This is a genomic window from Nitrosomonas sp. sh817, from assembly GCF_030908545.1.
Classification (GTDB): Bacteria; Pseudomonadota; Gammaproteobacteria; order Burkholderiales; family Nitrosomonadaceae; genus Nitrosomonas.
In genome coordinates, this window is record NZ_CP133083.1 from 2,601,255 (window position 1) to 2,623,017 (window position 21,763).

25 protein-coding genes and 1 pseudogene are annotated in these 21,763 nt (G+C 53.1%); 15 read left to right on the top strand and 11 right to left on the bottom strand.

The genetic code is table 11. The features are described 5' to 3' along the window. The first annotated feature begins 4 nt into the window (after nucleotides 1–4). From RBH92_RS12305 to RBH92_RS12335, 7 genes are all read left to right on the top strand, one after another. Entirely contained in the window at nucleotides 5–922 is a 918-nt protein-coding gene (locus RBH92_RS12305; protein WP_307932312.1) for a family 2A encapsulin nanocompartment shell protein, read from the top strand. Then, nucleotides 909–2,594 carry a family 2A encapsulin nanocompartment cargo protein cysteine desulfurase gene (locus tag RBH92_RS12310; RefSeq protein WP_307932313.1) on the top strand — a complete coding sequence of 562 codons (1,686 nt, stop codon included), beginning with the start codon at nucleotides 909–911 and terminating at the stop codon, nucleotides 2,592–2,594. Before RBH92_RS12305 ends, RBH92_RS12310 begins: the two co-directional genes overlap by 14 nt. A gap of 36 nt (nucleotides 2,595–2,630) precedes the next feature. Further along, a complete protein-coding gene (gene cysT, locus RBH92_RS12315; protein WP_292924177.1) occupies nucleotides 2,631–3,461 on the top strand; it encodes a sulfate ABC transporter permease subunit CysT in 831 nt (276 codons plus the stop codon). Between the two features lie 7 nt (nucleotides 3,462–3,468). Continuing rightward, complete coding sequence (cysW, locus tag RBH92_RS12320) at nucleotides 3,469–4,350, top strand: sulfate ABC transporter permease subunit CysW (RefSeq protein WP_307932314.1); 882 nt, start codon at nucleotides 3,469–3,471, stop codon at nucleotides 4,348–4,350. Then, the gene (locus RBH92_RS12325; protein ID WP_307932315.1) at nucleotides 4,347–5,435 is read left to right on the top strand and encodes a sulfate/molybdate ABC transporter ATP-binding protein; all 1,089 of its coding nucleotides are present in this window, start codon (nucleotides 4,347–4,349) and stop codon (nucleotides 5,433–5,435) included. Before cysW ends, RBH92_RS12325 begins: the two co-directional genes overlap by 4 nt. A 72-nt stretch (nucleotides 5,436–5,507) precedes the next feature. Then, nucleotides 5,508–6,461, top strand: a complete 954-nt coding sequence (epsC, locus tag RBH92_RS12330) for a serine O-acetyltransferase EpsC (RefSeq protein WP_307932316.1) — start codon at nucleotides 5,508–5,510, stop codon at nucleotides 6,459–6,461. 133 nt (nucleotides 6,462–6,594) lie between these two features. Continuing rightward, on the top strand, nucleotides 6,595–7,530 hold the full coding sequence (locus RBH92_RS12335) for a CysB family HTH-type transcriptional regulator (protein WP_307932317.1): 936 nt from the start codon (nucleotides 6,595–6,597) through the stop codon (nucleotides 7,528–7,530). 61 nt (nucleotides 7,531–7,591) lie between these two features. On the opposite strand, the gene RBH92_RS12340 is transcribed toward RBH92_RS12335, so the two are convergent. The 4 genes and pseudogenes from RBH92_RS12340 to RBH92_RS12355 all read right to left on the bottom strand — a co-directional run bounded on the left by RBH92_RS12340 (nucleotide 7,592) and on the right by RBH92_RS12355 (nucleotide 10,773). Then, the gene (locus RBH92_RS12340; protein WP_307932318.1) at nucleotides 7,592–8,071 is read right to left on the bottom strand and encodes a hypothetical protein; all 480 of its coding nucleotides are present in this window, start codon (nucleotides 8,069–8,071) and stop codon (nucleotides 7,592–7,594) included. A gap of 139 nt (nucleotides 8,072–8,210) precedes the next feature. Then, nucleotides 8,211–8,633: a hypothetical protein gene (locus tag RBH92_RS12345; protein WP_307932319.1), complete on the bottom strand. Its 423-nt coding sequence runs from the start codon at nucleotides 8,631–8,633 to the stop codon at nucleotides 8,211–8,213. Next, a pseudogene (locus RBH92_RS12350) lies at nucleotides 8,626–9,614 on the bottom strand (IS110 family RNA-guided transposase). Before RBH92_RS12350 ends, RBH92_RS12345 begins: the two are co-directional and overlap by 8 nt. Before the next feature lie 181 nt (nucleotides 9,615–9,795). Next, nucleotides 9,796–10,773: a hypothetical protein gene (locus tag RBH92_RS12355; protein WP_307932320.1), complete on the bottom strand. Its 978-nt coding sequence runs from the start codon at nucleotides 10,771–10,773 to the stop codon at nucleotides 9,796–9,798. A gap of 167 nt (nucleotides 10,774–10,940) precedes the next feature. On the opposite strand from RBH92_RS12355, the gene RBH92_RS12360 reads away from it, so the two are divergent. From RBH92_RS12360 to arsA, 6 genes are all read left to right on the top strand, one after another. Then, nucleotides 10,941–11,312, top strand: a complete 372-nt coding sequence (locus RBH92_RS12360; RefSeq protein ID WP_307932321.1) for an ArsR/SmtB family transcription factor — start codon at nucleotides 10,941–10,943, stop codon at nucleotides 11,310–11,312. Next, nucleotides 11,309–11,734, top strand: coding sequence for an ArsI/CadI family heavy metal resistance metalloenzyme (locus RBH92_RS12365; RefSeq protein WP_307932322.1), 426 nt, complete (start codon nucleotides 11,309–11,311; stop codon nucleotides 11,732–11,734). Before RBH92_RS12360 ends, RBH92_RS12365 begins: the two co-directional genes overlap by 4 nt. Further along, nucleotides 11,731–12,228, top strand: a complete 498-nt coding sequence (locus RBH92_RS12370; RefSeq protein WP_307932323.1) for an arsenate reductase ArsC — start codon at nucleotides 11,731–11,733, stop codon at nucleotides 12,226–12,228. Before RBH92_RS12365 ends, RBH92_RS12370 begins: the two co-directional genes overlap by 4 nt. 39 nt (nucleotides 12,229–12,267) lie before the next feature. After that, nucleotides 12,268–13,554 carry an arsenic transporter gene (locus RBH92_RS12375; RefSeq protein WP_307932324.1) on the top strand — a complete coding sequence of 429 codons (1,287 nt, stop codon included), beginning with the start codon at nucleotides 12,268–12,270 and terminating at the stop codon, nucleotides 13,552–13,554. A gap of 76 nt (nucleotides 13,555–13,630) precedes the next feature. Further along, on the top strand, nucleotides 13,631–13,981 hold the full coding sequence (gene arsD, locus RBH92_RS12380; RefSeq protein WP_307932325.1) for an arsenite efflux transporter metallochaperone ArsD: 351 nt from the start codon (nucleotides 13,631–13,633) through the stop codon (nucleotides 13,979–13,981). Nucleotides 13,982–14,001: 20 nt separating this feature from the next. Continuing rightward, nucleotides 14,002–15,789, top strand: a complete 1,788-nt coding sequence (gene arsA, locus RBH92_RS12385) for an arsenical pump-driving ATPase (protein WP_307932326.1) — start codon at nucleotides 14,002–14,004, stop codon at nucleotides 15,787–15,789. Nucleotides 15,790–15,823: 34 nt separating this feature from the next. Here the strand turns inward: arsA and RBH92_RS12390 are convergent, their stop codons facing one another. The 6 genes from RBH92_RS12390 to RBH92_RS12415 are packed head-to-tail and all read right to left on the bottom strand — an operon-like array spanning nucleotide 15,824 to nucleotide 19,488. Next, nucleotides 15,824–16,051: a GDCCVxC domain-containing (seleno)protein gene (locus tag RBH92_RS12390; RefSeq protein ID WP_307932327.1), complete on the bottom strand. Its 228-nt coding sequence runs from the start codon at nucleotides 16,049–16,051 to the stop codon at nucleotides 15,824–15,826. A 17-nt stretch (nucleotides 16,052–16,068) separates the two neighbouring features. Further along, on the bottom strand, nucleotides 16,069–17,061 hold the full coding sequence (locus RBH92_RS12395) for an arsenic resistance protein (RefSeq protein ID WP_307932328.1): 993 nt from the start codon (nucleotides 17,059–17,061) through the stop codon (nucleotides 16,069–16,071). After that, complete coding sequence (locus tag RBH92_RS12400) at nucleotides 17,061–18,299, bottom strand: MFS transporter (protein ID WP_307932329.1); 1,239 nt, start codon at nucleotides 18,297–18,299, stop codon at nucleotides 17,061–17,063. The genes RBH92_RS12395 and RBH92_RS12400 overlap by 1 nt, the downstream gene beginning before the upstream one ends. Continuing rightward, entirely contained in the window at nucleotides 18,299–18,616 is a 318-nt protein-coding gene (locus RBH92_RS12405; RefSeq protein WP_307932330.1) for a DUF190 domain-containing protein, read from the bottom strand. Before RBH92_RS12405 ends, RBH92_RS12400 begins: the two co-directional genes overlap by 1 nt. Before the next feature lie 16 nt (nucleotides 18,617–18,632). After that, on the bottom strand, nucleotides 18,633–18,989 hold the full coding sequence (gene crcB / locus RBH92_RS12410; protein ID WP_489684773.1) for a fluoride efflux transporter CrcB: 357 nt from the start codon (nucleotides 18,987–18,989) through the stop codon (nucleotides 18,633–18,635). 40 nt (nucleotides 18,990–19,029) lie between these two features. Beyond that, complete coding sequence (locus RBH92_RS12415) at nucleotides 19,030–19,488, bottom strand: helix-turn-helix domain-containing protein (RefSeq protein WP_307932331.1); 459 nt, start codon at nucleotides 19,486–19,488, stop codon at nucleotides 19,030–19,032. Between the two features lie 95 nt (nucleotides 19,489–19,583). Here RBH92_RS12415 and tmpT point away from each other — a divergent pair, with 95 nt between their 5' ends. Together tmpT and RBH92_RS12425 are read left to right on the top strand one after the other, a co-directional pair. Further along, nucleotides 19,584–20,225, top strand: coding sequence for a thiopurine S-methyltransferase (gene tmpT, locus RBH92_RS12420; RefSeq protein WP_307932332.1), 642 nt, complete (start codon nucleotides 19,584–19,586; stop codon nucleotides 20,223–20,225). A gap of 14 nt (nucleotides 20,226–20,239) precedes the next feature. Beyond that, the gene (locus RBH92_RS12425) at nucleotides 20,240–21,043 is read left to right on the top strand and encodes a sulfite exporter TauE/SafE family protein (protein ID WP_307932333.1); all 804 of its coding nucleotides are present in this window, start codon (nucleotides 20,240–20,242) and stop codon (nucleotides 21,041–21,043) included. A gap of 67 nt (nucleotides 21,044–21,110) precedes the next feature. Here RBH92_RS12425 and RBH92_RS12430 read toward each other — a convergent pair whose 3' ends face one another. Next, nucleotides 21,111–21,626: an aspartate carbamoyltransferase gene (locus RBH92_RS12430; protein WP_307932334.1), complete on the bottom strand. Its 516-nt coding sequence runs from the start codon at nucleotides 21,624–21,626 to the stop codon at nucleotides 21,111–21,113. Between the last annotated feature and the right edge of the window lie 137 nt (nucleotides 21,627–21,763).

Sequence of the window (21,763 nt, forward strand, 5' to 3'; positions counted from 1 at the left end):
TGACATGACCGATATTCATCAAGCCCATACCGCATTAGGCGATGTCGCAGCAAGGACGCTTGCGAACGCCACTAAAACCGTTCCAATGATGGGAACTATCACGCCACGCTGGTTAACCCATCTGCTACATTGGGTGCCGGTCGAGGCAGGTATTTACCGCGTCAACAAAGTGAAAGACCCCGATCAAGTCGAAGTGGATTGCTCAGCCAAAGATGAGCGCGAGTTGCCTGCTACCTTTGTCGACTATGAAGAATGGGGCCGGGAATATGTCCTAAGCGCGGTCAATACCGTGTTGGATGTTCATACCCGCGTTTCCGATCTGTATAGCAGCCCGCACAATCAAATCCGCGAACAGTTGCGCCTCACGATCGAGACTGCAAAAGAACGCCAGGAAAGCGAGCTGATCAATAACAAAGAATACGGGCTGCTCAATAACGCCGCAAAATCAATGCGGGTGAAGACACGAACCGGCGCCCCCACCCCTGATGATTTGGATGAACTGATTGCACGTGTCTGGAAAGAACCTGGTTTCTTTCTAGCGCACCCGCAAGCAATCGCCGCGTTTGGCCGCGAGTGTACCCGCCGCGGCGTTCCACCCCCGACTGTTTCGCTGTTTGGTTCACAATTCCTGACTTGGCGCGGCATTCCATTGATTCCGAGCGACAAGCTCAATATCACCGGCGGTAAAACCAATATCCTGCTGCTGCGCACCGGGGAAAGCCGTCAAGGCGTGGTTGGATTGTATCAACCTGACTTGCCGGGCCAGCAAGGCATGGGTTTATCAGTACGTTTTATGGGTATCAATCACAAAGCGATTGCCTCTTATCTGGTGTCTCTCTACTGCTCGCTGGCGGTATTGACCGAAGATGCGCTCGGCGTGCTCGAAAACGTCGAAATAGGTAAATATCATGAGTACAAATAATTTCGAGCAACCGGCCAGTGACACACTAAACACGACGGCCGGCTATCTGCCGGATGTGGAGTTACTCACGCGGCTGGCGAATGAATATTTTTCTGCGTTACCGGCTGCCGCTCCGGCTTCAACCGCATCGCCCGCTGCACCGGTTACTTCGCCGCCTGCACTGGAGATTCCCGTATTCCCGGCAGATCATTTCCATGCGGGGAATTCCGCGTTTCCTCCAACGGGTACCGGCAACCTCTCCAACGTAACCATTTCCGCTGTGCTAGCGGCCATCCCGCTACCGTTCGAGGAGGAATTGCGCAACCTGTTCCCGCCAGCACCGCTTAACCCTGATGCCCATGCCGGCATCCCGGGTCGCGCCGGCAACGATTCATCATTCTATTTCATCGATAGCCTCGTATCACCGCGCGCGGATGAAGCAACCGTTAAATTCGCACCGGCGCATCCGCCGTTTGATGTGAATGCGATCCGGCGCGATTTCCCGGTGTTGAAAGAGCTCGTGCACGGACGGCCGCTGATTTGGCTGGATAACGCCGCCACGACGCAAAAACCGCAAGCCGTCATTGATCGCCTGTCGCATTTTTACCGCCACGAGAACTCCAATATTCACCGGGCGGCGCACGAGCTGGCAGCGCGCGCCACCGATGCCTATGAAGACGCACGCAAAAAAACCGGTCAGTTTCTCAATGCGCCGTCGGCTGACGAAATCGTATTTGTGCGCGGCACCACCGAAGGGATCAATCTCGTCGCGCAAAGCTGGGGACGGCAGCACATCCAGCAAGGCGATGAAATCGTGATCTCCTGGCTGGAGCATCACGCTAACATCGTTCCCTGGCAACAGTTATGCAACGAAAAGGGTGCGGTATTGCGCGTTGCGCCGGTTGACGATCATGGTCAGGTTTTGCTGGATGAATATCAAAAACTACTCAATTCACGCACCAAGTTAGTTGCTTTTTCTCAAGTTTCTAATGCGCTGGGCACCATCACGCCTGCACAACAAATGATTGCGATGGCGCACCGTGTTGGCGCACGAGTGCTGGTAGACGGCGCGCAATCGGTTTCGCACATGCGCGTCGACGTGCAGCAGCTCGATTGCGACTGGTTCGTGTTTTCCGGTCATAAGGTATTCGCACCTACCGGAATCGGTGCGTTGTTCGGCAAAGCCGAATTGCTTAATTCGATGCAGCCCTGGCAAGGCGGCGGCAACATGATTGAAGACGTGACCTTTAAAAAAACCACCTACCAGTCCGCTCCTGCACGTTTTGAAGCCGGTACCGGTAATATCGCCGATGCCGTCGGATTGGGAGCGGCGATTGATTATGTGCAGCGCATCGGCATCGACAACATCAGCCGCTACGAGCATCAACTACTGGTATATGCGACGCGCGGTCTCAGCACGGTTCCCGGTTTGAAACTGATCGGCACGGCACCGGAGAAAGCCAGCGTCTTGTCTTTTGTCCTTAAAGGATTCAGTTCCGAAGAAGTTGGATCGGCATTGAATCGCGAAGGAATAGCGGTACGCGCCGGGCATCATTGCGCACAACCGATCTTGCGGCGTTATGGCCTAGAAACCACGGTTCGCCCGTCATTGGCATTTTATAATACCTGTGCGGAAATCGACTTTCTCATTTCTGCATTACTTCGCATCCAGGGAGGCCGCTCCAGTTTTTAGCATGAGTCACACTAATTTACTTTACGAGGTTTCTAATTGAGCACATTCAAGCAGCACAGCATTCTGCCCGGTTTCAATCTGGCATTGGGATTCACGCTGTTGTACCTCAGTCTGATCGTCTTGATTCCGCTCTCGGCGGCATTCATCCGCACAGCCGAGCTGACTTGGCCGGAATTTTGGGCGATTGTCACGACGCCACGGGTATTGGCTTCGTACCGTTTGACGTTCGGTGTGTCGTTCGCAGCCGCGCTGGTCAACGCGGTTTTCGGTTTGTTAGTGGCGTGGGTGCTGGTGCGTTACCACTTTCCCGGCAAGAAAATCGTCGATGCGTTAGTCGACCTGCCGTTTGCATTGCCAACCGCCGTGGCTGGGATTGCACTGACTGCGCTGTATTCCGGCAATGGCTGGATCGGTCAGCATCTTGAACCGCTCGGCATCAAAGTAGCATTCACGCCGCTGGGTATTTTTGTAGCGTTGACCTTTATCGGTTTGCCATTCGTGGTGCGCACGGTTCAGCCAGTGCTCGAAGACATCGAAGCCGAATTGGAAGAAGCGGCGGCGACGCTCGGTGCCAATCGCTGGCAAACCTTCTCGCGCGTTATTTTCCCCGCACTCTTTCCCGCCTTGATGACCGGCTTTGCACTGGCTTTTGCGCGGGCGATCGGTGAGTACGGCTCGGTTATTTTCATCGCCGGCAATATGCCGTTAATTTCCGAGATCACGCCGCTGTTGATCGTCACCAAACTGGAACAATACGACTACGCCGGGGCCACGGCATTGTCGGTCGTCATGCTGGTGATTTCTTTCATTCTGTTATTAATCATTAATCTGCTGCAATGGTGGAGCCGCCGCAGCGCGCAAGCTTGAGGACACGATGACGACGACGATTACATTTCCGGTATCCGGTAAAACCTTCCGGCAGCGCGCGACCGAAGAGCCTGCCTGGATACGCTGGCTTTTGACCGGAATAGCACTGATATTTCTAACATTATTCCTTTTTGTACCACTGATTTCGGTTTTCTATGAAGCTTTCAAGAAAGGCGTAGATGTCTATCTGGCGGCAATCACCGACCCCGATGCGGTTTCGGCGATCAAACTGACGCTGACGGTGGCGGCGATTGCGGTACCGCTGAATCTGGTATTCGGTATCGCCGCAGCTTGGGCAATCGCCAAGTTTGAATTCCGCGGCAAGAATTTGCTGATTACCTTGATCGATTTGCCTTTTTCAGTATCGCCGGTAGTTTCCGGACTGATTTACGTATTGGTGTTCGGTTTGCAAGGCTGGCTGGGGCCGTGGCTGGCGGAACACGATCTCAAAATTATTTTTGCCGTTCCCGGCATCGTGCTGGCAACCGTGTTTGTCACCGTGCCGTTCATTGCCCGCGAATTGATTCCTTTGATGCAGGCACAAGGCACCGAGGAAGAAGAAGCGGCAATCGTGCTGGGTGCCAGCGGCTGGCAGACGTTCTGGCAGATCACGTTACCCAATATCAAATGGGGGCTTTTGTACGGCGCCATTCTCTGCAATGCCCGCGCGATGGGCGAGTTCGGCGCGGTATCGGTAGTCTCCGGCCATATCCGCGGCAGCACCAATACCATGCCGCTGCATGTCGAAATCCTCTACAACGAATACAACTTTGCCGCTGCCTTTGCCGTGGCTTCACTGCTGGCCTTGCTGGCTTTGGTCACACTGGCGCTTAAAACAGCGATTGAGTTTCGCACCCAACAACATCAAACACGACGAGGTGATGCATGAGCATTGAAGTTCTTAATCTTTCAAAACAATTCGGCAGTTTTACCGCACTGCACGATGTCAGCTTGCAAGTCCATTCAGGTGAATTGCTCGCGCTGCTGGGGCCATCCGGCTCCGGTAAAACGACGCTGCTGCGCGTAATCGCAGGGCTTGAAACCGCCGACAGCGGTCAAGTGCTGTTTCATGGTGAAGACGCAACCGATCAGCATGTGCGCGATCGTCAAGTCGGGTTTGTATTCCAGCATTACGCGCTATTCCGCAACATGACGATTTTCGACAACGTGGCCTTCGGTTTGAAGGTACGCCCGAAGAAATTCCGCCCGGCGAAAGCGGAAATCCGCGAACGCGTGATGAAACTGCTGCATCTGGTGCAACTGGATTGGCTCGCGGATCGCTATCCGCACCAGCTCTCCGGCGGCCAGCGTCAGCGCATCGCCTTGGCGCGGGCACTGGCGGTAGAACCGAAAGTGTTATTGCTCGACGAGCCTTTCGGCGCGTTGGATGCCAAAGTACGCAAGGAGCTACGCGCATGGCTTAGACGGCTGCACGACGATATGCACATCACCAGCGTATTCGTCACACACGACCAAGAAGAAGCGCTGGAAGTCGCTGATCGCGTGGTCGTGATGAACGAAGGCCGGATCGAACAAATCGGCACGCCCGACGAAGTCTACGAGCAACCCGCCAATCCTTTCGTTTATGAATTTCTCGGTAATGTCAATTTATTTCATAGCCGCTTGCATCGCGGCCGAGCCTGGATCGGCGATCTCGAAGTCGATGCGCCGGAACACGCCGAAGCCGAAGAACTGGCAGCCATTGCGTATGTCCGTCCGCATGAAATCGAAGTTGAGCGCATCCGCAATGGCGAAGCGGCTTTAGCCGCGCACATCGTGCATATTTTGTCCGTCGGACCGATCGTGCGCCTGGAAATGGTGCGCGACAACGACGAGCATAGGAATCCGGTACATGCCGAAATCAGCAAGGAACGTTTCCGTGAATTGCAATTGGTAAAAGGCGATAAAGTCTTTATCAAGCCCAAGCGGCTCGATTTATTTCCAAACTATTCTCAAAGCCAGTTGAAACATTAATAAGGAGCTTCTCATTTCAATCCGGCATACCGGCTACTCATATGCAAAAAAGCGCTCATAAGGATTCACCGCATGACCGATGAAATAATCATGCATGATGATTCACAGCAGGAAATCAACCACCGGGAAATCGATAACATCGTATCGAAGTTACGCACGCTGCGGCTGGCATCGCTGGAACAACGGCAACGGCTCAACAACCCGCCGAAACTTCCGTCCCGTAAAGCACTGACCTCGATTCTCGAGCGTCTCAGCGCCGTATTGTTCCCGAATCGATTGGGTGCATCAAGCATCTCCAGCGACGGCATCGATTATTATGTCGGCCATACGCTGGATATTACGTTGCGCGACTTGCTCGATCAGGTCCATCATGAGTTGTACTTCGTCTCCGAGCAAGAAAACGGCGGCAATGCTGCTCGTAGACAAGCAGCAGACATTGCAAACGCTTTTGCTCAACAGTTGCCGAATATCCGCAGCCTGTTGGAAAGCGATATCCGCGCGGCCTACGAAGGCGACCCGGCAGCTCGCAGTATCAACGATGTACTAGTTTGCTACCCTGGCGTGACCGCCGTTATTCATTACCGCATTGCGCATGAATTGCATCAACTGGGAGTACCGTTGATTGCCCGTATGATCTCCGAAATCGCGCATTCACTAACCGGCATAGAAATTCATCCTGGCGCTCAAATCGATGGCAGCTTTTTTATCGATCACGGTACCGGCGTGGTGATTGGCGAAACCGCTATCATTGGGCGCAATGTCCGGCTATATCAGGCAGTCACACTTGGCGCCAAGCGCTTTCCGGTTAACGAACAAGGCATGCTGGTCAAAGGTATCTTACGTCACCCGATCGTCGAAGACGACGTGATAATCTATGCTGGCGCAACGATACTCGGGCGCATCACCATTGGTCGCGGTTCGACGATTGGCGGGAATGTCTGGTTGACCCATAGCGTTCCACCCGGCAGTCATATCATGCAAGCGCAAACCCGTAGCGAAATGTTTGAAGGTGGTGCCGGAATCTGACATCGGTTCAAATGGTTTACGTGATTGAAATCCCCTCTAATTAATTGAATAAAGATAGTAAATAACCTCACCATACTCAAAGATGACTGACAAATCTACAACCGATCGAACAACTTCTATTTGAACAATCACAATGAATTTTCAACAATTGCGCATCATCAATGAAACCGTGCGGCGGAATTTCAATCTGACCGAAGTGGCAAGCGCTTTATTTACGTCGCAATCAGGTGTCAGCAAACATATCAAGGATCTGGAAGATGAACTGAACATCGAGCTGTTTATCCGCAAAGGCAAACGGTTGGTAGGATTGACCGAACCGGGCAAGGAGCTGGTTAAAATCGTCGAGCGGATTTTGTTCGACACCCGCAATATCAAGCGTCTGGCGGAGCAATTCAGCAATCACGACCAAGGGCACTTAACGATCGCCACCACGCATACGCAAGCGCAATATATCTTGCCGCCGGTCGTCGCCGAATTCAAGAAAGCGTTCCCAAAAGTTCATCTGATCCTGAACGAATCGAAGCCCGGCGATATTTTATCGATGCTGATCGACGGCCAAGCGGATATCGGCATCGCCACCGAGGCTTTGGAAAATGCCGCCGATCTGGTTTCTTTTCCATTCCACACCTGGCAACACATCGTCATTGTTCCTGCCGGGCATCCGCTGCAGTCCGTGCAACCGCTCACGCTCGAAGCCATCGCCGAATACCCGATCATCACCTACCACCAAGGACTCACCGGCCGGTCACGAATCGACCAAACCTTTGCCAAGGCTGGATTGATACCTGATATCGCCATGTCCGCCCTGGATGCGGACGTGATTAAAACTTACGTAAAATTGGGATTGGGCATCGGCATCATCGCGTCCGTCGCGTTTTCCACCGACCGCGACACCACGCTGGTGAAACTGGACAGCGAATACCTGTTTGAAAAAAACACCACTTTCATTTCCGTCCGCCGCAATCACTATCTACGCGGCTACGCCTACCGCTTTATCGAACTGTGCACCCCGGCGCTCAACGAAGCGGATATCCGCTTGAGCGTCAATCCGTCGACGGATGCGGAATAGAAAGCCGTCCGCCTTACATTTAAAACGAAAAGACCTTTAAACCGGTATTACTTTGAAAACCCTAATGATGCGGATGATGCTCGTGTTTGTGAGTTTTTACCGGTTGTCCGGATGCCGGTGTTGCACGGATTTGATAGGCGTCATGACAGGCAACGCACTTGGCCATCGCGTCGCTCAATTGCCGCAGCGTAAGTTTGGGATCTTTCTTGGATTCCGCATCCACGGCAATTTGATCGAAATCCTGGTGCAGAGACATACCCAACTGCATGAATTCCTTGGGCAGCACGCCTTTGAGGTGATCCTCGGCTTTATGCGCCATGCCCAACCCCAAAGGACGGGCATGCTTGGAAACCGATGCCATGTCATCGGTTGAAAGCGCTGCCAGTATGTTTTGCGTGCCCGACAGCAATGCCCGCATTTCTTCCAGCACGTGGCCGCGCTGCGCTTCGGAAAGCGCGAGAATCTGGCGGCTGTCTTTTTCGGCTGCGATTGCAGACGTGGAAATCAACAAACAGGCAATGATCATTCGTGTTTTTTGCACTTGATACTCCTTGATAGGAAAGACCGGAACCCGACTTTACCAGCTTAGCGCGTTTCGCCGCAACAAACCGGGATTTTCAATGAGTAGTCGAATTTGCTTCAATGATTTTGTTGCCAGGCTGGCAATGCATCGCGTCATTTCATTCGTCGCTATTGCCGATTCCGCGGATTTTTTTGGTCTCGCTCTCAATCCGCCCGAAATGTTCCTGAAATTTTCCCGAAGCAAGCTCGACCTCGAAAGCGTCGGCTATTTTTTTCACTAACACCGTATGCTCAGGATTGGCATCGGCGTAGAGATGTTTGCTGAATTGCAATATCTGTTCATCTTCCTTCATCGTGACATCGAATTTCAATTCCCCAGAAGTGAAAGTGAGGATACGGCCGGTATATTCGTGAAATTTGTCTTCAACGATGTTGGCTTTTGTCCATCCTGTTTGTTGCTCCAAAAAAGCCAGGAATGCCGGCAGCATTGCTGCTTTCACCGGGTAGAGCGTGTAATAAGGAGAGGAGTATTCAACTTTGAAGCTACCGCTCCAGTAGATACCGTCTTTCAAGTCAAGCAATTTTTGGATAGTTTGGGTGATAAGGGAGTTGTGTTTTTATAACGCCGAAGCACAAATGGACCAGCTTGCGCATAGCAGCGCCGATAGCGGACATTTTGGATTTGCCTCTGGCGAGTAACCGTTCATAAAGCGCCTTGACATGGGGATTGTATTGTGTGGCGACCACTGCTGCCATGTATAGCACGGCTCGCACTCGCGCCGGACCCGCCTTCGACAATCGGGCCCGGCCCAGCACCGTGCTTCCAGACTGCCGTTTTACGGGCACTAAACCCAAATAAGCTGCCACTTGTTCGGCAGATTCGAAACGGTTGCCGTGCATGATCGCCAGGAGGTTATTTCCCACTCGCTCACCTACTGCCGGAATACTGGTCAGCAGAACCATATCCCGCTTCAGACCGGGATGCCGGTCGATGTGATCGTCTATCGCTTGTTGCAGCCGTTTCAATTCTGCTTCAAGAAAGGCGATAGATTGAGCGATAGACTGGACAATCAGTTCAGGCGTCTCGATAGCTTCGCTCTTTTCTTGCCGGTTCAATTCTCGGTGCAAATCATCCGCCACCGCATTACGCCGGGCTAGTAGTGCTTGTGTAATGCACGGACTTCCACCGATGGCGGCTGCCATGCCGCGGGCTTGAGCAGCGCTCCATATTTCGCCAGTACAACACTATCCACACCATCCGTCTTAGTGCGTATCCCCAAGCCTCGACCAAAATCTTTAACTTGTGCCGGATTGATGATCGAAACCATTACCCCAGCATCTACTAAAGCCAAAGCAGCTTGCTCGTGATATACGCCAGTGGCATCCATTACCACGTGCAGTTGCGCAGCCGACACACCTTGTTTGGCCGCCCACTCCAACAGTGCGCTCACGCCTGCTTTAGTGTTGGGAATGACCTTGGATTTACGTTTATCACCTGCTTCGTTAAGTAAAAGGCAACAATCCAATTTGGCCTTGGCAATATCCATACCGAGATAAAACATGATGTTCTCCTGTTACAATATTTACCAACCTCGCCCACTTGCCTTGTGCATGCAGGGTTTATCCCTTGGCTACCGTTCAGTGTCTGTGCTGGCGTGGAAGATGAGAAGGAAGGCTTGATCTACAGAACAAGGTCTTGCCTTAAGGGTGGACACAAGCTGCCTTCAACTCGGGTAGTGGTAGCTAACCACTACGAAAAGAAAGATACAAGGGTGCTTTTTCGAGCTTACGCAGACGCAAACGCTCACCTTGCGCCGATTTCTCCCACTCAAAAAACTTTTCAAACCATGCAAAATCCATTTCATCCACGCTGAGCAGGCGCACCCCGGTATCATCAAATTTAACCGCGTAGCCACTGTCCTGCTCAATGTTATACACCACAAGAGCATGCTCGGAATCGGGCAAATCCTCGTCCGGCGTGTTCCAACTCTGGAATGCACCGCGAAAAACGATGCTTTTGCGATCAGGTGAGAACGCCAGCGTCCCATGCGGCGAAGGGAAGGAATAATTTTCGACAGCATTGTTGCTGGGATTAAAGCGCCGGATGCTGCGAGTCTGCACGTCGAGAACGGCATGCTTACTGACTAAAAGAAGCCGCCCGTCGGCGAGACCATCCAATTTATCCAAATCGCCGGTATCGCTTCTGGCAAACACCTCCAGGTAGGGTCCGGGCTGCCCGTTTTCGCTGTCCAGGAATTGCAGGGAGGCAAAATCGTGGTGTTGCTCCAAAATAGGTTCGACGGCGGGTTCGCCATTTTTCAAGTAAATCAGGTACAAACTCTGGCTGCCTGCTATCAAAGTCGGATCAGGTGCGCCGGGAAGGGTATAGACGCGCCACAAGTACGGCAGCCCCGTATTGCTCTGTAATGCGCTGGGAAAGACAATCGGCTTACCGTTGTAAAAAATTGTGTAGGCCACGTTTGTCTGGTTGACTATGCCGGAATTTAGATTGAACTGCTTGCTCTTAGTCGCTGTGACACGGACAGTAAAGGGTCCGTAGGCAATGTCTTTTTCGATGTGATTGACGTCACCTGAGCGGCTGGAGATCGAATAGGCTGCAATGAGAACCACGGCAACCACGATGAATGCTATTTTCATAGATGTAGTTACTTTTTCTTTTTTCTGAAGTTTTTTAAGAAAACGCTGATTAATTGACTGCACGTGCAAATCGCTTCGTTGTGCGATATCACTCCTTCGCCCATCTTTATGTCGAACACTCTTTACCTCAGTTCAGTCCGGCCCAGACATGAAGGTACAATCGCTCGAAAGTATACTCGTAACTCAACCAGCATAATTGACACAACCAATATTTCCAATATAATGGAAACATGGAAATTAAAATTGCAATAAAAGCACTAACAGCCTTGGCGCACGAAACCCGCTTGACGATATTCCGGACGCTGGTTCAAGCCGGTGAATCCGGTCTTCCGGCTGGACAATTGGCGAAAGAATTGGGCATCCCGAATGCAACGCTCTCTTTTCATCTGAAAGAATTGGCGCATGCAGAATTGATAATCGCCCGGCAGGAAAGCCGTTTTATTTATTATTCCGCGAATTTCACAACCATGAATGCGCTATTGGGCTACCTCACCGAGAATTGCTGCGCCGGTATACCGTGCAGCCCAACCGAAGTTTGTTGTAATGAAAAAAATGACCTGGCATTGACCGCTGCGCATTTAACCAAGGAGACAACACAATGAAACGTTTTCATATCCATATCGCCGTCGATAATTTAGAAAACAATATCCGCTTTTATTCGGCGTTATTCGGTAGCGAACCATCCGTCAGCAAACCAGATTACGCCAAGTGGATGCTGGATGATCCATTCATCAATTTTGCCTTGTCCGAACGAGGCTCAAAACCGGGCTTGGATCATGTCGGAATTCAGGTCGATTCCGATGAAGCTTTGGCCGAAGTCAACCAGCGCTTGACGCAAGCCGGATTGCCCGCTGCGGAACAACAAAACGCGCAATGCTGTTATGCCGCGTCGAATAAATATTGGACGGTTGATCCGCAAGGCATCGCCTGGGAAGCGTTTCATTCGCTGACGGCGATTCCGGTATTCGGGCAAGATACCGCTATCCCCGCAAAAACCGGAACCTGTTGCGCGGCGTCATCATGAATGTATTATTTCTCTGTACCGGAAACTCGTGCCGCTCTATCCTTGCGGAAGCCACTTTTAATCATCTTGCACCCGACGGCTGGAAAGCGATGAGCGCAGGCAGCAAACCGACCGGCCAGGTTCATCCGCGCTCTCTGGCCCTGCTTGAACGCGAAGGCATCGGAACCCAAGGGCTTTTCAGTAAATCGTGGGACAACTTACCGGCTACGCCGGATATTGTAATCACCGTCTGCGGCAATGCGGCCGGTGAAGCTTGCCCGGCGTATCTTGGCCCTGCGCTACGCGCGCATTGGGGAGTCGATGATCCCGCGGAAGCGGCTGGAACCGAGGAGGAAATCAATGCAGCGTTCATCAAGGCTTATCAAACCTTTCGCGAAGGCATCGAGACTTTTTTATCGCTGCCACTCGACGAGCTGCAGCAAAATCCTTCCGCCTTCAGGACTAAGCTGGATTACATCGGCATTTTGAAATTCAAGCAATCCCAAGCAAAGTGACAGCCACCGGCCTGAGTCCAAGCGCAAGGAGTGATTGACATGCTGATTGCCATACTCATTTTCATCGTCACGCTCGGGCTGGTCATTTGGCAGCCACGTGGCTTGGGTATCGGCTGGAGCGCTATGCTCGGCGCTACCGCGGCTTTGCTGCTCGGCGTGATTCAATTCAGCGACATTCCGGCGGTGTGGCATATTGTCTGGAACGCGACAGCAGCTTTCATTGCCATCATTATTATTAGTTTATTGCTAGATGAAGCGGGGTTCTTTGAGTGGGCAGCATTGCATGTAGCGCGCTGGGGGCGCGGCAATGGGTATTTATTATTTGTGTATATTGTATTACTGGGTGCGGCGGTTGCAGCGCTGTTCGCCAATGATGGCGCAGCTTTGATTCTAACGCCAATTGTGATGGCGATGCTGCTGGCGCTTGGCTTTAGTCCGGCGGCTACGCTCGCTTTCGTCATGGCGGCGGGCTTTATCGCCGATACGGCCAGCTTGCCGCTGGTGGTATCCAATTTGGTTAACATTGTCTCGGCTGATTATTTCAAAATCGGGTTTACCGAGTACGCTGCGGTGATGATTCCGGTCAATATCGCTTCGGTAACAGGCAGTCTAGGCGTGCTTTTTCTTTATTTCCACCGCAGCATTCCGGCCCGTTACGATGTCAATCAACTGAAGCCGCCTGGTGAAGCAATTCGCGATCCGGCAACTTTCCGCGCCGGCTGGGCCGTGATGGCGTTGCTGCTCATCGGTTTTTTAGGTCTTGAACCGTTGGGCGTGCCGATCAGCCTGGTAGCCGCCGCCGGTTCGTTAGTGCTGCTAGCGGTAGCCACGCGTAGCCATATCATCAACACACGCAAAATCGTGCGCGAATCGCCATGGCAAATCGTCATTTTTTCATTGGGAATGTATCTCGTGGTGTATGGCCTGCGCAACGAAGGCTTGACCGGATACATTACCAATCTGCTCGATGTCTTCGCCAGCTATGGCGTGTGGGGCGCAACGCTTGGCACCGGTTTTTTGGCCGCTTTCCTATCGTCGATCATGAACAACATGCCCGCAGTGTTGATCGGCGCATTATCCATCGACGCAAGCTCTGCAACCGGTACGATCAAGGAAGCCATGATTTACGCCAACGTCATCGGTTGTGACTTGGGACCGAAAATCACCCCGATCGGCAGCTTGGCAACCTTATTATGGTTGCATGTGCTGGCACGTAAAAATATGGTAATTACCTGGGGATATTACTTACAAGTAGGGATTGTGTTGACGGTTCCGGTATTGCTCGTTACGCTGGCTGCCCTGGCCATGTGGCTGAGTGTTCAATGAGATTATCATCGCAAAACACAACAACCGAACAAAGTGAATTACATCAACCTTGTTACTTTTTTAATGGAGAATCAAAATGGCAACTATTCAAGTATTTGATCCTGCTTCGTGCTGTAGCTCAGGCGTTTGCAGTTCCGACGTAGACCAGGCATTGACCGCTTTTTCCGCCGATGTCGATTGGCTCAAACAGCACGATATCGCCATCGAGCGTTTTAATCTGGCGCAACAACCCATGGCTTTTGCGGATAATGCTACGGTGAAAGGATTCCTGGAACGATCTGGTGCAGAAGCGCTGCCACTTATTCTGGTGGATGGTGAAGTAGCATTGGCAGGCCGCTACCCGCAGCGCAGCGAGCTCGCGCGTTGGGCGAGCATCCCGCTGCAAGAAAAAGCGGAAGAATCGAGTTGTTGCGGAGGTTGTTGCTAACAGAAGCCTGAGCCAACCGCATGAGCCAACTTGAATTTCTCGATCATCCGCCGCGATTTCTGTTCTTTACTGGCAAGGGCGGTGTCGGCAAAACTTCATTAGCTTGCGCTACAGCGATTACGCTGGCCGATGCCGGTCAGCGGGTATTATTGGTTAGCACCGATCCGGCCTCTAACGTAGGCCAAGTATTCGGTATCACGATTGGAAATCAGATTACAGCAATTACCGAGGTACCTCGTTTAGCCGCTCTGGAAATCAATCCGCAAGCAGCAGCACAAGTCTATCGTGATCGCATTGTCAATCCAGTTCGGGGCGTATTACCAGACACGGTCGTCAAAGGCATCGAAGAACAACTATCCGGCGCTTGCACCACTGAAATTGCCGCTTTCGATGAATTTACCGCTTGGCTGGTCGATTCAGCGCTAACTGCGGATTACGATCATATTATCTTCGACACCGCGCCGACCGGCCACACCATCCGGCTGCTGCAACTGCCCGGCGCATGGAGCGATTTTCTTGAGGAAGGCAAAGGCAATGCATCCTGTCTTGGCCCGCTGGTTGGTCTGGAAAAACAACGCGCGCAATACAAAGCGGCAGTGGACGCGCTCGCCGATCCGCAACGCACCCGGCTCATATTGGTGGCACGTGCGCAGCAAGCGACGTTACGTGAAGTAGCACGGACACAGGAAGAACTCACGGCCATCGGTTTGACCAATCAATTCCTCGTCGTCAATGGCTTATTGCCTCGGTCAGAAGCAACGCAAGATGATTTGGCAGCCGCTATTTTCGAACGCGAGCAAAAGACCATGGCAGCTATCCCTGAAATTCTCAAACCCTTGCCGCGCGATCACATTGCGCTTAAACCATTCAACCTGGTTGGATTGATCGCTGTACGGCAATTGCTGATGGATGAATTGCCCGCCGCTCACGATATTAATATGATCCATCAAGCCATACCGTTTCCAGGCTTATCCGTCTTGATCGATGAGATTGCCAAAGATGACTGCGGCTTAATCATGCTGATGGGCAAAGGCGGTGTCGGTAAAACCACGCTAGCAGCTGCAATCGCCGTCAACTTGGCGCATCGAGGCTTGCCAGTTCATTTAACCACTTCCGATCCGGCCGCACATTTAAGCGAAACGCTCAGCGGCACAATGGATAATCTCCTGGTGGACCGGATTGATCCGCAGGTGGAAACCGAACGCTATCGCCAGCGCGTTCTGCAAACCAAGGGCGCACATCTGGATGCGCAAGGCAAGGCATTACTTGAAGAAGATTTGCGTTCACCATGCACCGAGGAAATTGCGGTATTTCAGGCATTCTCACGCATGATCCGCGAAGCGGGAAGGAAATTCGTGGTGATGGATACCGCACCGACCGGCCATACGTTATTGTTACTGGATGCCACCGGTGCTTATCATCGCGAAGTGATCAAGCAAATGGATCACCAATCCATCACGCGCTACACCACGCCAATGATGCAACTGCAAAATCCCAAGCAAACCAAGATACTGTTGGTGACATTGGCGGAAACGACGCCCGTGCTGGAAGCTGCCAACCTGCAAGCTGATTTGCGCCGCGCCGGAATCGAGCCGTGGGCCTGGATCGTCAATAACAGCGTTGCCGCTACGACCGTCCAGTCACCTTTGCTGGCGCAACGCGCCGCCAATGAACTCAAAGATATCGAAACGGCAGCCACGATTCACGCAAAGCGTTATGCCGTCGTACCCTTGCTCAAGGAAGAGCCGGTGGGCATTGAGAAATTATTGACGTTGTCCGAAAGTCATCAGTCAACAACCAAACATTGAGAAATCCAAGCAAAAGTATCGTGCAGCGTATTGCCTAGCCGCAACAACCATCGCCGCTGTTTTTATCTCGCATCTGGATAGGCGGACATGGTACGGTGCCATAGGAACAATAGACACAACAGTCGCCGGGCTTCGGCTTAAGCACAGTGTGGCATTGCCCGCACTCGTAGAACCATTGGCAGGCATCCATGGGCATGGTTTCCGTCCTGGCATGGCCGCATACCGGACAGGTCAGCGTGGATTCCAGAATGACAGCACTCATAAAGCATTCCTTTCAAGCTATAAATTTTCAGGTTCAGTCGCAGCGGCGGATGTTTCCTTGAACAACCGGTCCGGCAGCCACCAGAGGTAAAACACCATGCCGAATAGTTCCACCAGCGACTGAAATACGACGATCACCGCGACCGTCTCCCAGCCGGCCGGCAGCGCCAGCGCGAATGGCAGCACTACAAAGGAATTGCGCGTACCGAGACTGAACGCCAGTGTACGCCCGGAATCCATCGGCAGCCACAGCGCCCGGGTGAGCAGACGGGCAATCAACGCCGCTGTCAGCAAAAAGCCCGCGAATACGGGCAGCACCGTCAGCAACACTGGCCCGGCATGGCGCACCGTGCCAACTTGCGCTCCGGCGATCAGGAACACCACCACCGCGAGTAAAGGCACGGGCCACCAGCCCAGGCGTTCGCGCCAGACCGCGCGCGCGGGCTTGGCTTCGATCCAATATTCCGTGAATACCGCCGCCAGCAGCGGTATGCCGATCAAAACGAGTGTGGCGGGCAGCATATCTTCGATTCGCAGCGCGGCGCTGAAATCCGCCGCCGGCAGCATCAGCCACAGATAAACCGGCAGCAGCAGCAACTGCGCCAGCAAGTTCAGCGGTGTGACGGCAACTGCCCGCGCCGTGTTGCCGCGCCCGAGCTGCGCAAAGGTGATGAACCAGTCGGTACAGGGCACCAGCAGCACCAGCAGCACGCCGAGATGCAAAGCCGGATCAGCGGGCAGCCATTGCAGCATGAACCAGACTATCAACGGTATCAGCACGAAATTACCGGTCATCGCGGCCAGCACGAAGCGCCGGTCGCCAAAGGCATCGCGGATATGCAGCAGCGGCACTTGCACAAAGGTGGCGTAAAGCAGCACAGCCAGCACCGGCCACAGCAACATTTCCAGATGCGGCCCGATACCGGGCCAGACGCCGCCCGACGACAATCCGCATACGATAGCGGTGAGATAAACCCAGACCTGCCGCCGTTCGAGCGTTACGCGATCCATCAATCGCGCACCCGCAGGATCAGCCAGGTACCGGCGAGCATGAATCCGGCGGCCAGGGTGAAGGCAACTTCCGGAGAAACCGCCGTCCAAACCACGCCGACGGTTGCACTCGACACAAACTTGACGGTTCCGTTGACGGTGCCGAGCGCGCCGATGCCCATCGTCATGGTTTCCGCCTGCACCATCTCCGCGGTTACGGTGGACTCCAGTGCTTCCTGCACGGCCACGTATAACCCGGCGAGGAAGAAAATACCTGCCAGCGCTGCGATGCTGTCAACCGCGAACCAGAATGCCAGTGCCGCCGACATTGCCGTGGCGGCGCCCAGAAAATAACCGGCGGCGAGAACGGGCAAATGCCCGATACGGTCTGCCAGCCATCCCACCGGCCAGGAAGCGGCCACCTGCACGACGTTGCGCCATACATACAGCAACCCCGCCACCTGCGCCGCCTGCACCACGCCCATCGACGGAGTGAGCAGCGTGGTGACCGCCAGGATCAGCAGCGCATGAGAAAAATCACCGATGCCGAAGACACCGACCGCACCCAGATACCGTTTGAACCGCACCGGCAATCCGCGCAGCGTGCTGAAAAACTTCAGCGCCGGATTCGGCGAATGCTGCGGATCCTTGACCAGCCACAGAAACGCCAGCACCGCCAGCACCCCGGGAATGACCGACAGCCACAGTACGAAGCGGAATGGCCCGGCGGCGTCTTCCCAATGCCAGTCTTGCGCTAATCCCAGCAACGCCACACCCAGCAAAGGGCCGAGCACCGCACCCACTGAATCCGCCGCGCGATGGAAGCCGAAAGCGCGTCCGCGCGTAGCCGGGCTTACCGCTTGAATCACAATGGCGTCGCGCAACGGGCCGCGCAAGCCCTTGCCGAACCACGACACCATGCGCCCGAGCAGGATGAGCAACCACCCTGAGGATAGTGCAATCAATATCTGGCCAAACGGCGTCAATCCATAACCGATCAGCACCAGCAGCTTGCGGTGCCCGAGCTTGTCGGCGATGTAACCCGAAACCATTTTGGTAAAACTCGCCACCGCATCGGCGATGCCTTCGATTAGACCCAGCATCGCCGCCGGAATGCCGAGCACCGCGAGAAAGCCCGGTAGAATCACGGTCGTCGTTTCGTAGCAGAAATCGCCCAGCGCGCTGGTAATGCCCGCGCCCGCGACCGTGCGGTTAAACCAGCCTTTTGTATCAGTCGTTTGAACGCCGTTTTCCGGCATCAGGTTTCTCCGGTCATGCCGAACTCGATCGGTGTTTTGACGTAAAACACCTTTACGCCTTCCTGCTCCAGATGCTCGAACATGCGCTCCGCTTGCTGCTCGCTGACGGCCATCGTCACCTCGACCGGCTGATCGGCCAGCTCGAAGAAATGCGCGGCATGCAGCTTGCGATCGCGCCCGAAACCCTCGGCAGCGACCGCCAATGTTGCGCCGCCGATACCCAGTTTCATCGCCGATTGCAACAACCATTCCCCGAGCGGCTGTTGATTGTGCTGGCGGTCTTGCTGGGTAAAGAAAGTCAGTTGATAGCCTTTCATGGCATCCTCCCTGGAATCAGGCGGTTTTGAACGCGGCCACGGTCGCCAGCCCCAGCATCGTCATCAATAAAGAACCGGTCACATGCGCGGCGATCGCACCGAAGGCCCACAGTATGCGCCCTTCCTGGATCAGCACCGTGACTTCGGCGGAAAATGTGGAAAACGTGGTCAATCCGCCCAAAAAACCGGTGATGACGAACAAACGCCACTCCGGCGTCAAACCGGGATGATGGGCAAAGACGGCGAGTGCGACACCGATCAAGTAACCGCCGATCAGATTCGCCGCCAATGTGCCGGGCGGAATCGCCGGAAACAACGCGTTAAGCGACATACCCAGCAACCAGCGCAACACGGCGCCGAGCGATGCGCCCAAACAGATGGCTAAGAGGGAATTGAAAATAAATTTATCCTGGTTAATTAAATTGGCCTGTCTTACGTTTTTGCTTTTCTCGCTTCGGCTTGTTTTCCTTTAATTTATTAGGCTGCCTAAACCGGTTTTTACCGGCAATCCGGAGAAGCCGGAGAAATTTCGGGCATTCGAAATGACTGGGCGCTTTGCAGACCGCAGCGTGACGAAGCCCATCCCGCATAGCAACCAGCATTTCAATTGTTCTATCCAGTTCATCCGCCTTGGCTAAAAGCAATGCGCGATTAATGTCGGGCCCTTCGGGCGTAAACATTTCAGCGATCTCATCGAGCGAGAAACCGGCGCTACGCCCCAGTGATATTAAAGCCAGCCGCTCAATGACATGGGCGCTGAATAAACGCCGCAAACCACTCCGGCCGCATGACTGAATTAATCCTTTTTCTTCATAAAATCGTATTGTTGAAGCTGGCAGCCCGGATACTTTTGCGACTTCAGCGATATCCACTATTTCACCTGTTGTAATTAATACTTGACTTCAAGCCGACTTGAGCTTTTATCCTAGCGCAGTACACAATTTAGTACAACACTTAAGGAGCCGCTATGGAAGCAAGTTTTTGGCATCAGAAATGGGAACGGGGTGAGACCGGTTTTCATGAAAACGAGATAAATCCCTTTTTAATAAAGCATTTTGAAGCCTTAAATCCGCCAAAGGGCGGCCGGATATTCTTGCCGTTGTGCGGCAAGACGCGCGATATTGGATGGTTCCTTGCCAATGGATACCGGGTTATCGGCGCGGAGCTGAGCGAACTGGCCATAAACGATCTGTTTACAGAACTTAGCATAACACCGGAAATCTCCAAAGATGGAAAATTGACTCGTTACCGCGCTGAAAATCTGGACATTTTAGCGGGCAATTTCTTCGACGTATCCGCTGAGTCTCTTGGGTCCATCAGCGCGGTATACGATCGGGCAGCTTTAGTCGCGCTGCCTGCTTCCATGCGCAAGCAATATTCCTCGCACCTGATGAATATAACCGATGCGGCACCGCAATTGCTGATCACGTATGAATACAACCAACTGCTGATGGATGGTCCGCCATTCGCGGTTAACGAGGGCGAAGTCAAACAGCTTTATGCGGCTGCGTATCGATTGGAATCTGCTGAAAGCAAGATCATTGCAGGCGGATTGAAGGGAAAAGTGGCGTCGACAGAGATCGCCTGGTTACTTCATAAAATCAAGTAATAGGCTCAATTGATATGCCGGACATCGAATGGATTGTGTTGTACATGGCTTTGGGAGCCATTACTGGTTTTATGGCCGGATTGTTGGGCCTTGGCGGCGGCGGGATGCTGGTTCCTTTGCTGGCATCCATTTTTACCATGCAAGGCATGAGCGCGGATACCGCCGTTCACTTGGCATTAGGAACGTCATTGGCTTGCATGATTACCTCTTCAACGGCAAGCATTCACGCACATGCTTCGCAGGGAGCCATTATGTGGCGGGCCGCCGGTGGCATGATCCCCGGAATCGCTGCGGGCGCTTTGCTGGCCGCCCACGCCGCGGCAAAGCTTAATCCAGCTCACATTGCTTCATTTTTTGCGCTCTTCATGGCGCTGATCGCTTTGCAAATGTTTGTTAATTGGCAACCGGAACCCAGCAAGCAGCCCATCACGCTTCGCGGACTACTCACGGCCGGGATTGGGATCGGATCCGTATCAGCACTGACTGCAGCGGGCGGCGGTTTTCTCACCGTTGCCTACCTGAGTTATAAGAATTCGGACATAAAAACAGCAATTGGCACGTCAGCCGCTATTGGATTCCCCATCGCCATCGCCGGAACTGCCGGTTACGTGATAAGCGGCTGGTCTATCACATCAAGCGATCCCTATACTCTGGGGTTCGTATACATACCGGCATTCTTAGCGATATCGATAGCCAGCGCTGTTTCAGCGCATTATGGCGCGCGTTGTACGCATCGTTTGCCTGAAGCTTTTCTGAAAAAGGCATTGGCCATCATCTCGCTGCTTTTGAGCATAAAAATGCTGGTCACATTGATTTAATCCTGCCTCGAAACATAGGCTTATAATCGACTGTCAGTGTCATACAGATAAAGAACATCATCTTCGATCACTGGTGGTGGTGACCGGAACCATGAGGATGACCCGGCACGGCGTGACGGGCATGATCGCTTAACTGCGCGTCAAACCAATGGTGAATCGCCAGTTTGAGCACTTCGATATGAGTGGTATAAGTAATTTCTGCGCCATCCGGCAATTCCCGATAAACGATTTTTATTTGCCCGGGTTTGGCCGCTCTCAATTCCGCCAGCCCGGGCATCGCGGCGCCGTGAATCCTTTCCGGATTGAAGTAATCACCCTGCTGGAATTCCTCGGCAATCTGAGACAGATGCAGCCGTATCAGGCTGATTTGTTCGCTATCCGCTTTGTCCTTCGCGATCACCTGTTGAATGCCGCCAGTATCCGTTTTGGAAAAAATATGCGTGGTTTTCTCCAGATCGAACGGCATCACATGCGAACCACGCTCTGCGACTTCGTCCAGACGCTGTTCGCTCGCCGGTTCTGCCGCAAAAACCGGTGTTATCAAAAAAATCAACCAGCCAAGCACGATCAAGCGACTCTTCATTTCCTTCTCCTTTATTCAACGATGACGATCGCCGGTCACATCAAAATAATATCAAATAAAACAACGGATAAATATTTGACAGACAAGTAACCGTCAGGGCTGACACATTGCCGCAATACCTGCGCAACAATCACACA